This window comes from Bacillus sp. S14(2024) (assembly GCF_050473785.1).
GTDB lineage: Bacteria > Bacillota > Bacilli > Bacillales > Bacillaceae_G > Bacillus_A > Bacillus_A yunxiaonensis.
Genome location: NZ_JBFLUP010000006.1, coordinates 2,797,503 through 2,810,910 on the forward strand (window position 1 = coordinate 2,797,503; position 13,408 = coordinate 2,810,910).

13 protein-coding genes and 1 pseudogene are annotated in these 13,408 nt (G+C 36.4%); 5 read left to right on the forward strand and 9 right to left on the reverse strand.

Annotated features, from left to right (window positions below; translation table 11 throughout):
* Positions 1-27 precede the first annotated feature (27 nt).
* Positions 28-1,422, forward strand: coding sequence for a PLP-dependent aminotransferase family protein (locus tag AB1279_RS14455; RefSeq protein WP_429759492.1), 1,395 nt, complete (start codon positions 28-30; stop codon positions 1,420-1,422).
* 90 nt (positions 1,423-1,512) lie between these two features.
* On the opposite strand, the gene AB1279_RS14460 is transcribed toward AB1279_RS14455, so the two are convergent.
* From AB1279_RS14460 to AB1279_RS14470, 3 genes are all read right to left on the reverse strand, one after another.
* Complete coding sequence (locus AB1279_RS14460) at positions 1,513-3,255, reverse strand: SulP family inorganic anion transporter (RefSeq protein WP_429759493.1); 1,743 nt, start codon at positions 3,253-3,255, stop codon at positions 1,513-1,515.
* Between the two features lie 69 nt (positions 3,256-3,324).
* Positions 3,325-3,765 carry a DNA mismatch repair protein gene (locus tag AB1279_RS14465; RefSeq protein WP_429759495.1) on the reverse strand — a complete coding sequence of 147 codons (441 nt, stop codon included), beginning with the start codon at positions 3,763-3,765 and terminating at the stop codon, positions 3,325-3,327.
* On the reverse strand, positions 3,762-4,130 hold the full coding sequence (locus AB1279_RS14470) for an ArsR/SmtB family transcription factor (RefSeq protein ID WP_429759497.1): 369 nt from the start codon (positions 4,128-4,130) through the stop codon (positions 3,762-3,764). Before AB1279_RS14470 ends, AB1279_RS14465 begins: the two co-directional genes overlap by 4 nt.
* 292 nt (positions 4,131-4,422) lie before the next feature.
* On the opposite strand from AB1279_RS14470, the pseudogene AB1279_RS14475 reads away from it, so the two are divergent.
* The 4 genes and pseudogenes from AB1279_RS14475 to AB1279_RS14490 all read left to right on the forward strand — a co-directional run bounded on the left by AB1279_RS14475 (position 4,423) and on the right by AB1279_RS14490 (position 7,774).
* A pseudogene (locus AB1279_RS14475) lies at positions 4,423-5,299 on the forward strand (phosphotransferase).
* A 36-nt stretch (positions 5,300-5,335) separates the two neighbouring features.
* The gene (locus AB1279_RS14480; protein ID WP_429759499.1) at positions 5,336-5,758 is read left to right on the forward strand and encodes a GNAT family N-acetyltransferase; all 423 of its coding nucleotides are present in this window, start codon (positions 5,336-5,338) and stop codon (positions 5,756-5,758) included.
* A gap of 16 nt (positions 5,759-5,774) precedes the next feature.
* Positions 5,775-6,647 carry a GNAT family N-acetyltransferase gene (locus tag AB1279_RS14485; protein ID WP_429759501.1) on the forward strand — a complete coding sequence of 291 codons (873 nt, stop codon included), beginning with the start codon at positions 5,775-5,777 and terminating at the stop codon, positions 6,645-6,647.
* A 572-nt stretch (positions 6,648-7,219) separates the two neighbouring features.
* Positions 7,220-7,774 (forward strand): TetR/AcrR family transcriptional regulator, encoded by a 555-nt coding sequence (locus tag AB1279_RS14490; protein ID WP_429750260.1) that lies wholly within the window; start codon positions 7,220-7,222, stop codon positions 7,772-7,774.
* Positions 7,775-7,785: 11 nt separating this feature from the next.
* Here AB1279_RS14490 and AB1279_RS14495 read toward each other — a convergent pair whose 3' ends face one another.
* The 6 genes from AB1279_RS14495 to AB1279_RS14520 all read right to left on the reverse strand — a co-directional run bounded on the left by AB1279_RS14495 (position 7,786) and on the right by AB1279_RS14520 (position 13,176).
* Positions 7,786-7,971 carry a hypothetical protein gene (locus tag AB1279_RS14495; protein ID WP_429759502.1) on the reverse strand — a complete coding sequence of 62 codons (186 nt, stop codon included), beginning with the start codon at positions 7,969-7,971 and terminating at the stop codon, positions 7,786-7,788.
* Positions 7,972-8,124: 153 nt separating this feature from the next.
* Positions 8,125-8,406, reverse strand: a complete 282-nt coding sequence (locus AB1279_RS14500) for a cupin domain-containing protein (protein WP_429759504.1) — start codon at positions 8,404-8,406, stop codon at positions 8,125-8,127.
* Between the two features lie 57 nt (positions 8,407-8,463).
* Complete coding sequence (locus AB1279_RS14505; protein ID WP_429759506.1) at positions 8,464-9,870, reverse strand: MATE family efflux transporter; 1,407 nt, start codon at positions 9,868-9,870, stop codon at positions 8,464-8,466.
* A 45-nt stretch (positions 9,871-9,915) separates the two neighbouring features.
* A complete protein-coding gene (locus AB1279_RS14510) occupies positions 9,916-11,388 on the reverse strand; it encodes an aldehyde dehydrogenase family protein (protein WP_429759507.1) in 1,473 nt (490 codons plus the stop codon).
* A 13-nt stretch (positions 11,389-11,401) separates the two neighbouring features.
* A complete protein-coding gene (locus AB1279_RS14515; protein WP_429759509.1) occupies positions 11,402-12,718 on the reverse strand; it encodes an NAD(P)/FAD-dependent oxidoreductase in 1,317 nt (438 codons plus the stop codon).
* Between the two features lie 254 nt (positions 12,719-12,972).
* Positions 12,973-13,176, reverse strand: coding sequence for a helix-turn-helix domain-containing protein (locus tag AB1279_RS14520; protein WP_429759510.1), 204 nt, complete (start codon positions 13,174-13,176; stop codon positions 12,973-12,975).
* Positions 13,177-13,408: the final 232 nt, after the last annotated feature.

Consider the following 13,408-nt stretch of genomic DNA (forward strand, 5'->3'; position numbering starts at 1 on the left):
CAGGGGCAGTTTGAAAGGAAGATGCCAATGGAATTGATCATCCCATTAGATTCAGAAAATAAAATACCGCTTTACATACAAATTTATAACCATATCAAACAAAAAATCTTACAAGGAAATATTGAGATTGGTAGTCGTCTTCCATCTCACCGTAATTTATCTTTGCAGCTTGGTGTAAGCCGTAATACAGTGGAATATGCATATCAGCAATTAATAGCTGAAGGGTATGTAGAAAGCAAACAAAAACGAGGTTTATTTGTTGCTGACGCAGATTACGATATGATCCAAACAACAAACAATAAAAATATTACATATGAAGAGCACCCTGTTCAAGAGAATTTACGTTATGATTTCAGTCATGGAAGCATTGATATACCCTCTTTTCCATCGTCAACTTGGAAAAAGATAACTAGTAATTGCCTCCTAGAATATGAGAATGATTTATTTACAAAAGAAGATCCTCAAGGTGAATGGCAGCTTCGCTCTGAAATCTCTCGTTATCTCTATCAAGCCCGTGGTGTGCATTCTACTCCAGAACAAATTATCATTGGAGCAGGTACACAATCTCTTCTTTGGTTACTTTTGCAATTGCTTGGGAGCGAGTACACATATGCAATGGAAAATCCAGGTTTTCACAGAGTAAGAGCTGTCATGCAAAGCTGCGGATTACATATACAGCCCATTTCTTTAGATGAAAAAGGCATTCATATTTCCTCTTTATCTAAAAGTGGTGCTGATGTTGTATATGTAACACCTTCTCATCAATTTCCATACGGAATGATTATGCCACTTTCCCGTCGAATGGAGCTGCTAAAATGGGCTAGTGAAACTAATAGCTATATTATAGAAGATGATTATGACGGTGAATTTCGTTACACAGGAAAACCTATCCCTTCCTTACAAGGATTAGATACAAATGGACGTGTCATTTACATGGGAACATTTTCGAAGTCATTTTTGCCTTCACTCCGAATGAGTTATATGGTCCTTCCACAATCTTTGCTAAAAGCTTATCAACACCATGGCACCATCTTCAAACAAACTGTCTCAAAAATACAACAACTCACGTTTGCAACATTTATGAGAGAAGGTTATTGGAATCGACACTTGAACCGAATTCGCACTGTATATAAAAAAAAACATCAATTATTAGTACATACAATTCAACAAGAAATGAGCCCTCTCGTCGATATCATAGGTTCCCAGTCGGGACTTCATATTGTATTACATGTTCATAACGGAATGAATGAACATGAGCTTATTGATATGGCAGCTGAAAAAGGCGTCAAAGTATATCCTCTTTCTCTATATGATGCAGTAAATGATTTACAGAAGGAATCTTACGTATTGATGGGATTTGGTGGATTATCAACAAACGATATTACCTTTGCCATCCAATTATTGAAGAAAGCTTGGTTTTAGGTAACATATACAAAAAGTGCTGTAAACAATATATTTTCCTGTTTACAGCACTTTTTTATTTCTTATTATTTTAAAATAAATGTTTACTTTTTAATAATCTAACACACTGACTGGCTGAGATTGATGAGAAAGTTGAGCACATTCATGAAAAGCAAAATGTTTACAACCTATACATTTTTTTGTATCCAACTGTTCTAAAGCATAAGTAATAGCTTCCCCTGTATGTTCAAAAAAGTTCTTTTCTCCAATTTCAGCATACAATCCGTTTTTATCTAAAGTTGCTTTTAACTCAGATTTAATTCCCGAAACAAGAAGTACTCCACCTTGTTTTTTAAAATGATGAACAATATTCCTAAAATAGGATTCTCCTGTTGTATCAATAAAAGGAACCTTTCCCATACGTAAAATTAATACTTTTGGTTTATAATGAATAGTTGCTAAAATGTTTTGTTCAAACGTTTGAGCAGCTCCAAAGAATAACGGACCTTCTATTGTATAAATACTAATTTGCGGGCAGTCATGCGTTTTATTCACCACATGTGGCAGCAACTTTTCGTTCTTTCTTGTATGATCAGGAAGCACTTTAGATATAACAAGCATGTTACTCATACGTTTTGTAAATAAAATAATAGCTAAAATAAGACCGATTTCTACAGCTGTTGTCAAACTTGTAAACACAGTAAACAAAAATGTTACAAGTAGTACAAGAGAATCTCCTGTTTTCATTTTAAGGATGTGAGCAAAATGTTTTTGTTCACTCATATTCCAAGCTACTACCATTAAAATGGGCGCCATACTAGCCAGTGGAATATGTGAAGCAGATGGAGCTAACAGTAAAAGCGTTAGTAAAACAAGTACCCCATGAATAATACCTGACATAGGAGAAGTAGCCCCACTTCTAATGTTAGTTGCTGTTCGGGCAATCGCTCCAGTTGCCGGAATTCCTCCAAATAACGGTGTAACAATATTAGCAATTCCTTGACCGATAAGCTCTTTGTTGCTGTTATGCTTACTATTTGTCATACCATCTGCCACGACAGCAGATAAAAGAGATTCAATACTACCCAACATTGCAATAACAAATGCAGGACCAATTAACTGTTTTATACGATCCAATGTAATTTCTGGAATATGGAACTGAGGAAGTGTATTCGGAATCGCACCATATGCTGTACCGATCGTAGGTACATGACCCGAGAAAAATACCGTTGCAATTACAGTTGAAATAACAATACCTACTAATGAGCCAGGAACTTTGGGCAAAATTTTTGGTGTTATCAATATCACAAAAAGGCAAATCAAAGCAGTTATAATACTATAAAAATTGATGGTATCAATATGGATAAAGATTTCCTTCAAATTTGCTATAAATGCCTCATGCTTTTTTATACCTGTCAGCCCCAAAAAGCCAGCAATTTGTCCCGTAAAAATAGTAACAGCAATACCTGATGTAAAACCAACTGTTACAGGACGTGGAATAAACTTAATTAAAGATCCTAGTTTAAAAATCCCCATAAGGCATAAGAGTATTCCAGCTAATAAACCCGCCAGTAGTAAATTTTCATACCCATAAGTAATTACAATGCCTAATAGAATCGGAACAAAAGCACCTGTCGGTCCTCCAATTTGATACTTCGAACCACCAAATAGCGAAGTGAGAATCCCAGCAATACATGTTGTATAAATCCCATACTCTGGTTTCACCCCAGAAGCGATAGCAAAAGACATAGCAAGTGGAATCGCAACAACCCCGACAATCGTTCCTGAAAGAAGATCCTTTTGGAAATGTCCCAATGAGTATCCTTCAAATCTTCCCGTAAATAACCCTTTCATACAAACCCTTCTTTTCTATTTTTAATAAATTTGAATTGCAAACTTTATCTTTTTTTAGAGAACATCAACTTAATATTTACTATACGTTCTGTTCAAATGACGTTCTAACTTACCTATATCTCCGCCTTCTTGCACGTAGATTTTCAACCTTTCTGCTAGAAGTTCTCCATCTCGGCTATCTAGCTTCTGTGTATTTATAAGTGCTGTAATCGATACCTTCTCTGGCGTCATATCTCTACGAAACATCTGCCCTGGAATTTCGCTCCAAAAACGATTCCATTCATCCAGTAATCCTATTTGATCAAATAAAAAACTTTGAAATCCGCATAACCAAGCTGTACAGGCTGTATTCCTTTTTTGACATCCAACCCCATCTTGTAAATGTTGGCACGAAAAACAACAAGAATTCCCACTTTTAATACAAACATCACAAACGTGATGAGCTCCTATTGAACGAAATATTTCAATTCCGTGTTGGATAACAACTTCTTTCTTAACCTCAATACTCAACCTGTGTCTCCTTGTCTATCCTTGTCTATCGTTTCACCGTCAGTTTCATCCAGTTCTTCTAACATTGAAATCGTATCAATCAAATGGTTATTAAAAATTTTCCTTGCAACTTCTAATAAATTCATAATCATTGGATCACGAAGAGAATATAAAACTCGTTTTCCATCTTTGGTACCAACAACAATATTTTTTGCACGTAATACACTTAACTGTTGAGAAACCGCGGAACCTTCCTTGTTAAGAATACTTTGAATTTCATTTACACTTTTTTCCCCCTCTGACAGCAATTCGAGAATACGAATTCGCAAGGGATGTGATAAGGCTTTAAAAAAATCAGCCTTAAATTGTTGCATTTCCCCACCCATTCAAACACCTCCATTACTTATTATTAATTTTACATACCCTAGAAGTATCATATACATCTTCAAATGTTTGAATATGTATATGATACTTCTAGAGTTTACAATTTTCAATACAAATCTTGAAACGTTAATAAAAAATCAAAAAAAGTGCTGTAAACGATATATTCCATCTGTTTACAACACCTTTTTGATTCTGACCCATCACTCATTCACCTAAAATATCCCTATTTTCCCTAAAAATATTATATAATAACTTTGAATGAATTTTCCGAAAAAGGAGTCTATATACGATATGATGCTACAAACGATGTTTTCTTCCCCTATTTTATATATAGAAGAATTACATCCTGGCTACGAAGACCATGCAAGCGATGTATGGCTTGTAAAAAACAAAAGATGAAGAAGTCATCGTTCGTTCTTCTAAATTAGAAAAAGAACCAAATAATGATTTTTGGTGGGGATGTAAACAATTATTCGGAATTGACCCACGATCTGTTCATAATCTAGAAATTGTCAATCATACACTCGGGCAATATACAGCTCTTCCTATTCCTAAAGTGTTACGCAAGTATGTACTAGATCGTGAGTACATTGTCGTTGAAAAACTAGAAGGACAAATGCTGCAATCCTTCTTCAATCAGCCTGACTCTTTACTATATAACTTTGGAAAAGAATTAGCTGAAATTCATCAATACAAAACAAACTATGTCGGTAATCCATCTAGAACACATCAAATTCCATTACATAGCTTTCATCAACATATGATACAAACTGGCACAGAACTTATAGAGCGATTTCACTCACATAATCAAAAAATTCGTAACAGGTTAAAAAAATTTATTTCTCAAACTGCGTCTCTTCCTACCCCAGAAGAAGCATCATTCATTCTTATCGATATGGATCCAACACAATTTTTAACAGATGGGCAAAAAGTTACCGGACTTGTAGATACAGAAGCTTACGCTATTGGACCGCGAGAATTTGATTTGATTGGATTAGAATATTTATTTACAAAAACAGAAGCTGCAGCATTTCGAAAAGGCTATGAGACTATCTCCCCTCTTCCAAGCCTGACACAATGCAGAGAACCATATCGATATTTATATCGTTTACTTTCTGTTCAAGGAAATGTGGACCTAGACGAGTGGATGGAACACCCATCTTTCTTTTAATTATTAAATAACACAATATAAGGAGGAGAATACTTTATGCAAATTCAAAACAAATGGAGTCAAGAAGACAGCGATTATATTAGAAAACAATTAATCGCATTCAATCATTCACAAGTTTCAGGTAGTGAGAAATCACTTGTTAAAGATGTCTGTTTAACAGTAAAAAATGATAATGAAGAAATAGTAGCTGGTTTAATAGGGAATATATTTTGGCAATGCTTACACGTCAATATTTTATGGGTCAGTGATAGTCTGCGCCATAAAGGGTATGGTAGTAAACTTCTATTAGAAGCTGAACGAACAGCGAAAGAAAACCATTGTAACCTTATTAAACTTGATACATTTAGCTTTCAAGCACCGGCATTTTACAAAAAACATGGCTATGAAGTATATGGTGTTGTAGAAGACTTCCCAAAAGGACATACACACTATTACTTACAGAAAAGATTAATAGTATGAAATGGAGAGTGATTCTTTGACGATTAAAAAAAAGAGTATATTAACCTCAGAAGACATACAACAAATCATTGATTTAGCAACATACTGTGAACGTAACGATGGGCTGGAGTATAAGCCCTCTTTATATGTAGATGTACTCCAAACAAGAAATAAAAATCAGGTGAATGATTTTCTTTATTACCAAGACGACAAATTAGTTGGTTTTATAAGTATGTATGAATTTGAAAGACCTACTAAACTTGAATTAATAGGAATGGTCCATCCTTCATTTCGAAGGCAAAAAGTATGTAGTAACCTTCTAAATGCAGCTTTTGACGAAATAAAAAATCGCAACATCAATGACCTATTATTCATAGTAAATGCCGTTTCTACAAGTGGAAACGCCTTTGCTAAATCTTTTGGATTACAAATTTTGTTTAGTGAATACTCTATGCAATTCAAAAGAAATTCAACTTCTTTTATAAATAGAAAAAATACAATTCACCTTGTACCAGCTACTACTGAGGAATTGCCGAATATTGCTAAAATTGCAAGTAAAGCTTTTAACGATTCCTTGCAAGATAATATAACATGGTTACATAAGACAATATCAGCACCTAACCGTCAACTTTATATGGCTCTTTTCAATCAGGAAGTAGTAGGAACGATAACCGTTTCTCATAAAGAAGAGGTCACATCTATCTCCGGCTTTGCTGTAGATCCTTCTTATCAAGGTAGAGGAATTGGAACAAACATGTTACAAACTACTGTACAGCGATTATTAGAAGAAGGAAAAAGAAACATTACACTAGAAGTAGAAACAAAAAATGAGAATGCTTTGCAACTCTATAAGCACTGTGGTTTTGAAATTACTGCAAGCTATCATTACTATGATTTGATTAACAAATAGTTCAGAAGTAACTATTTTCAGTTACATAAAAAAGAAGAATGCATAACTTTTATTTAGATTCAAAAAATTTGAATCTATCTTTGTTTCACCATAAATATATAATAATGTTACACATTATATAAAGAAAAAAGAGGATAGATACAAGCAGAAAAATTCTGTATATTCTATCCTTTTTTTGTACCACAAATATTTTCATTTCCTACAACATTTTTATTGATGTTCGCGAATAATAAAGTTGTGAAAAATATAATACAATGAAACTCTTTAAAAATGCAGAGCATATAGGCTGTGTTATAGATTGAAAATACTTGAAATAGTCAGGTTTAGTGCCTTTTCGGACAGGGAGTTGTGCTGTATCATGGAAGATATGTACCTTTCCGTTTTTAATTGGGAGTTTGTTTCCTTCCCCCCTGCTAAAAAGAAAGGTGTTATGTGTCAATAAGGGAAATGTCCCAACAGAGAATATGGCACCGACACAGACAAGGGCTAAAAATAATTTTCAAGGTACGAAAGTTGAGTAACTTAGTTTAGATAACCTTTTCAGCAAATTTCTAATTTAAGGAGTACCGGGAATGAGAGAACGCATTATAAAAGCTTTTATTGAAGAGATTCATGATAAAGGCATGAAGTTCACAATGGATGATTTAGCGAAACGCATTGGTGTAAACAAACGATACCTTTATCAACATTTTTCTTCGAAAGTTGAAATTTTAGAATTAATCATTGATCAATCGTTATCGGAATTCGATGAAAAAACAGAACAAATTATGAATAATACATCTTTAAGCCTCATTGAAAAAATCAGACAAATTTGTACTGTGTTGCCCAATTTTGAGTTTTACGACTTCAAAGTGTTGGAACAAATGAAGCGCTATTACCCGGAGCAATGGACAAAAGTGAATGACGCTTTGAGCGAGTGGGAAGCCCTGCGCTTGTTACTCGAAGAAGGTATACAGCAGGGTGAACTCATTGACATCAATCCAACACTCGCTGTGAAGCTGATCATAGATGCTACAAATTCTGTCTTTGATCGAAATTTTTATATGGAAAATAATATTACCTTACCAGAAGCCCTCTCATCTATCGTAGACGTATTATTGTTCGGCTTAGTCAAAAATAAATCATAATAGTGGACTAATTAAAAAACGAAAAAAAAGAACGTTTGTTCTTTTTTTCGTTTTTTCTTTATAAAGTGGTCTTCTTGCGTCTCGCTTACCATTCTTTTTCTTGTAATAGCGATATAAGCTGGGATGAGCTTATATGCAATGCCTGTAAAAAACAGCATTACTCGGGATAACAATGTCGGCTTTTGATTTATATTCATTAGAAAACACCTTATAATTGTTCTAATATTCTGAACTTTATCCGCGTAAAGTAAGCTACAATCGCATATGATGCAAGATTAGATACGGCGCTATTTATCATAAACCAGGCAAAGTATACGGCTGTGATAATCAGATGCGCTCCTAATTTCACATTATTTCAAATTGATCTCATGGTTCATTTTAAAATTCTTTTTCAAAAATTCTCGGCAATCCCATTCACAAACAAGATCTTTAGCCAAAGAAACAACCCAGCCCTTTGTAATATGATACTTCTCACCATCAACAGTAATAAACACCTCACCGTCTGTCACATAAAAAACTTCCTGCTCTTCTACGTGCCAAGTTCCTTTATTAGGTTCGCCTATCCATGGCTCCCAAGTGTCCACACTTAACCTTTGTGCTTCTTCAGCTGTAAGTTTTTTTGCAAAAAACATTATCATCGTCCCTCTTTCTTGTAAATAATTTTGAAAGATTAATTGATATCAGTATGCTTACGTTACTTTTGTTTTCTTTAAACGTTTCAACTCTTTTTGAAGGAAATAAATCGCAATCAAAACACCTGGAATTTCAGCAGCTGGAGCGGAATACCAAATACCATCAACTCCCCAGTATTTTGGGAAAATAAACATGAACGGGAATGAAAAAAACAACATTTTGCTAACATTAATAAACGTTGCGGACCAGTTTTTCTCTTGTGATTCGAAATAACCGGCGATAAGCAAGCTAACGGCATTTAATGTAAACATGCAATTAAATACAACTGTCGTCCAGATTCCTAGTTTCTGTAAATCCGGATTACCTCCAGAGAAAAATGACATAATTGGATCTGCAAAAATAATTAGTAAAGCTGTTGCAACCAAAAAGAAGGCAACCGTAAACATGAGTCCAATCTTAATTGCTTGTTTAACACGATCAAGATTGCCCGCACCGTAATTATAACTAATGATCGGTTGAAGTCCCGTCATCCCACCGAGCGCTGCTAAGGCGAGCAAATTTGTAATGTAACCATTTTGAACTGTGAAAGCGGCAACGTGCAACCCACCACCGTAGCTTTGCAGTAAATTATTAAAGAAAATAATGGAAAAAAACATCATGAGCTGACTCGAAAAAGATGCAAATCCTGTCCAAGCCACCTCACCAATTGTCTTGAAATCAATCATCATATCTTTTATTTTTGGCTTAAGCTTTGTTTTACCGAACCAAAAATAAAAGATTAGTAAAGCAGGGATTGATTGTGAAATTGTATTCGCCCACGAGGAACCCATCATGCCCATGTCATATTTCACTACCATAATCCATTCTGTAATTCCGGCAACAACCGCTGCAACTAACCAACTGTTCATTGATAATACAGGTTTTTCATCGATATTGGTAAAAATACTTAGTACAACCGCCAATATCGTTATTGGCAACGAAATCCACAATAGTCGGCTATATTTCACCGCATATGGAAGTGCATCCTGACTTGCTCCGAATAAAGTCATGATTTGATTTTCAAAGACCAATCCAAGTACAGCTAGCAAAGTGGAGATGAAAAGAGTAAACCATAAAGTTTGTCCCATAATACTCCTAGCTTCTTCGATTTTCCCTTTTCCAAGCCGAAGCGAAATGACCGCTCCGGCTCCTATACCAAAAAGAACGCCAAGCATACGGGTAATAACCATGATTGTAAATCCAATTCCGATTCCTTCCACTTCCAGCTCCTGAAAGCCGCTGACGAAATAGCCATCGACAATCGATACCACTCCAAGAATCGCATTCGCCATAATTCCTGCCAAAGCAAACCGTAAATATAGTAAAGGAATACTTTTGGTTCCCAGTGCTGAAGCATTTACTGACTTATTTATAATTTCTGCTGTTTCTTTCTTCGGTGAGGGACGGTTTCCTGCTATTTCCATGCTCATGCCCTCCTAAAAATAGTTTATACAGCAAGTTAAGCCAAATTAATTCGCATACCACCCTACAGGCTTAGCATGTTGGTGGATATTGATTTGCTTCATTTCCATAAAATGCTCCAGCCCAACAGCACCTAACGCTCTGCCGATTCCACTTTGCTTATATCCCCCCCAAGGCCCTTCAACATAAGCAAGGTGATAACTATTAATCCAAGTGATGCCAGCGCGCAATTTACTAATGACACGTTTCGCTCGATCCATGTCTTCAGTAAATACAGCACCAGCTAATCCATAAATGGAATCATTCGCTTTTTGAATTGCATCTTCCTCATCTTTAAATTTCTGTACAACAAGGACTGGGCCAAAAATCTCTTCCTTAACAATACGCATATTCGTGTTTACATCAGCAAAGATCGTTGGTGCAATAAAAAAACCTCGATCAAGCCCATTTTCTGTTAAGCGCTTACCACCACAAACTAATTTTGCACCTTCTTCGATTCCATTCTTGATGTAATGTAAAACGTCATTCATATGAGCCTCATTTGTAAGCGCTCCCATTTCAATGTTCTCGCTTTCTCCGTTTCCAACTACAATTTTGCTTGCACGCTCGGCCAATCTTTCAACAAACTTATCGTAAATTGTCTCTTGTACAAGCAGACGGGATGCAGCTGAACAAACTTGCCCAGCATTGTGAAAAATACCGAACATCGCATTCTCGACTGCAGTTTCAAAATCCACATCGTCGAACACAATAAGTGGAGATTTACCTCCCAGTTCAAGTGTAATTTTTTTCATATTTCCCGCAGCTGCGCGCATAATGCTTTGGCCTGTTTTTGTTCCGCCAGTAAAGGCAATCTTATCAACATCATGGCTCTCGGCAAGCTCATTCCCAACTTTTGATCCAGGTCCCAATACCAAGTTTGCCACTCCGGCCGGAAGCCCGACTTCCTCAATAATTTCAAATAATTTGAATACGCTTACAGGAGTGACCTCCGCAGGCTTAATTACAATTGTATTTCCAGCAGCGAGTGCAGGAGCAATTTGCCAAACAGCTAACATAAGCGGGAAGTTCCAAGGGACAATAAGCCCACAAACACCAATCGGCTCATGAATAATAATTGTTTCCGAAGAATCAGCACGCGTGTAAGATTCTTTTTTCATGCCTTTGATTAAGTCAGCATAATAGCGGAAGCATTGAATCGACACCGGAATATCCACATAAGTTGTTGCACGTATCACCTTACCGTTATTTGCAGTTTCCAAACGTGCAATTTCAGCCGCCTTCTCTTCAAGACGGTCTGCAATCTTATAAAGATATTCAGCTCTTTCATCAGCCGATAAATCCGACCAAATCCCGCTATCAAACGCTTTGCGGGCCGCCTTGATTGCCACCTTTGCATCATCTTCTGATCCATCAGCAGACGTTGCGATCACCTCTCCAGTTGCAGGATTCATAACGTTTCTTCTAGCACCGGATAACGCTTTTACCCATTTCCCATCAATGAACATGTTAATTTTCACAATTACCTCTCCTTTACGCAAAAATATCATGCAGTTTGAAACCAATATGCGCTAGATTTACAAGCATAGTTTTCTGATTATGGAACGGGAATGCTTTTAGGCGTTCCTTTTCAAATCGATATCCGCCTGCACTCCCCGTAACAATCCATTGGGCCAATAACTTACCAAACAATGTCGAGAGAGAAGCGCCGTGGCCCGTATAACCTGTTGCGAAATATGCGCCTTCTTTGGACCTGCCGATAACCGGGAATGTATCAATTGTAACCCCGATAAATCCACCCCAACGGTATTCAATTTTGCTTCCTGCCAGTTTCGGCATCAAGTTTACCATCGCATCGTAAACTTTTTGATACACGCCATCATCTAAGTTTGGACGGATATCGCCACCGCCAAATACGATTCGATTATCTGGTGTACGACGGAAATAGTAAAGGAAACTACTCGTATCAAAAACCATACGATCTTTAGGAATGACAATATTCAACAATGACTCCGGAAGCGGTTCAGTGGCAATAATACGTGCCGAAATTGGCAGTACGCCTTTGTTCAGTTCATTTATGATTTTTCCAGAGTAACCATCCGTCGCCACAATAATGTCTTTCGCAATAACAGAACCTTTTTCTGTTTCAACTTTCACACTATGTTGACCGTACTCGATGGATATTGCTTTAGAATGCTCAAAGATTCTTGCACCAATCGATTTAGCTGCTTCTCCCAAACCAATTGCATAATTCAGTGGCTGGAACGAGTAACTCGCGTCGTCGACTAAGCAACCATGATAAACTGGAGAATCGATCTCTTGATGCAATTGACCTCGATCAAGCACTCTTGATTCGTACCCGAAATTTTTGTTTAAGTATGCACTTTCAAGTTTCAATTCTTCAAAATGCTTGGCTTTGTAAGCCACTACAATGTGACCCGTCTTTCTAAAGTCGCAGTTGATTTGATGTTCGTCAATAATTTTTTTTACCAGTTCAATGCCAAACAAGGAGAGATCGTTTAGCTGTCTAGCCTCGTCGGGACCATACTTTTTGGCAAGCTGCTGCATCGTTGGCTTATAGCCTGGCAATACCATCCCACCGTTACGACCGCTGGCGCCGTATCCAATCGTTTCTTGCTCTAAGACAATGACATTCTTTCCTAACTTTTGCAAATGATAAGCAGAGGAAAGACCTGTGAAACCAGCTCCAATAATGACAACATCAGCCTCTTCATTTCCCTCTAGAGTTGTTCCTTTCTCATAGCTATTTGCAGTCGCTTTCCATAGAGAGAGTGTATTCATTTGATTCATCTTATCACTTCCTTCTTCCTGTTTATTTGAAAGAAACATTTTAGCGAGGGATACCGAATGCAAAGGTGTACAAATTTTTTCTACTACTTGATTTACGGGGAATCTTCTATTAAAAACAAGCGGTATAACCCTTGTAACTAAAAATGTTATTATAGTTACTTGTTAATTATACTGAAAATAAAGAATTATTCAACAACTTTTTAAGTATGGTTCAAGTAATCTATAAATCTTTTTCATACTGATACTATGACTCTAAAAAAGGGACATGACCAGTATGGAAAAGATTGTTTTTTTCAATATATTTCTCTACTAAAAGTAATTGCAGTACAAGGTATTTCTTTGATAGTTTCATATAGGTCGCTCTCTGGAATTCTCCAACCTTCTTTATCGCTATTACGGAATGCTGTAGAAAATTTTCCAGAATGTAACCATCTCTTTATGGTCTCTTCGAGTTTTCCTAAAGTAGATGCCCATTCTTTCACTGTATATACTTTCATCTAATCACCCTAAATAGATTAGAAATACAGAATACATGATCGTTATAGCTAAAGTAATTGTTGCTATAAATAGACTTTTCGTTCGGGATGTTGTTGTAAATGAGGTTATGCATAGGTCTGTAAATTGAACTACCCCCACCTACCGCTTTGCGCTTGAGGTGGAGGTCTTCTCACCAGATATGATAAAAAAAGTACACCACTTTCTTTAAGTGGTGTACCCATATTTATATAA

Excerpts from the sequence above, each read along its gene's own strand:
- AB1279_RS14455 (WP_429759492.1), top strand. The coding sequence starts at position 28 with ATGGAATTGATCATCCCATTAGATTCAGAAAATAAAATACCGCTTTAC.
- AB1279_RS14460 (WP_429759493.1), bottom strand. The coding sequence starts at position 3,255 with ATGAAAGGGTTATTTACGGGAAGATTTGAAGGATACTCATTGGGACAT.
- AB1279_RS14470 (WP_429759497.1), bottom strand. The coding sequence starts at position 4,130 with ATGGGTGGGGAAATGCAACAATTTAAGGCTGATTTTTTTAAAGCCTTA.
- AB1279_RS14480 (WP_429759499.1), top strand. The coding sequence starts at position 5,336 with ATGCAAATTCAAAACAAATGGAGTCAAGAAGACAGCGATTATATTAGA.
- AB1279_RS14490 (WP_429750260.1), top strand. The coding sequence starts at position 7,220 with ATGAGAGAACGCATTATAAAAGCTTTTATTGAAGAGATTCATGATAAA.
- AB1279_RS14495 (WP_429759502.1), bottom strand. The coding sequence starts at position 7,971 with ATGAATATAAATCAAAAGCCGACATTGTTATCCCGAGTAATGCTGTTT.
- AB1279_RS14500 (WP_429759504.1), bottom strand. The coding sequence starts at position 8,406 with ATGTTTTTTGCAAAAAAACTTACAGCTGAAGAAGCACAAAGGTTAAGT.
- AB1279_RS14505 (WP_429759506.1), bottom strand. The coding sequence starts at position 9,870 with ATGGAAATAGCAGGAAACCGTCCCTCACCGAAGAAAGAAACAGCAGAA.
- AB1279_RS14515 (WP_429759509.1), bottom strand. The coding sequence starts at position 12,718 with ATGTTTCTTTCAAATAAACAGGAAGAAGGAAGTGATAAGATGAATCAA.
- AB1279_RS14520 (WP_429759510.1), bottom strand. The coding sequence starts at position 13,176 with ATGAAAGTATATACAGTGAAAGAATGGGCATCTACTTTAGGAAAACTC.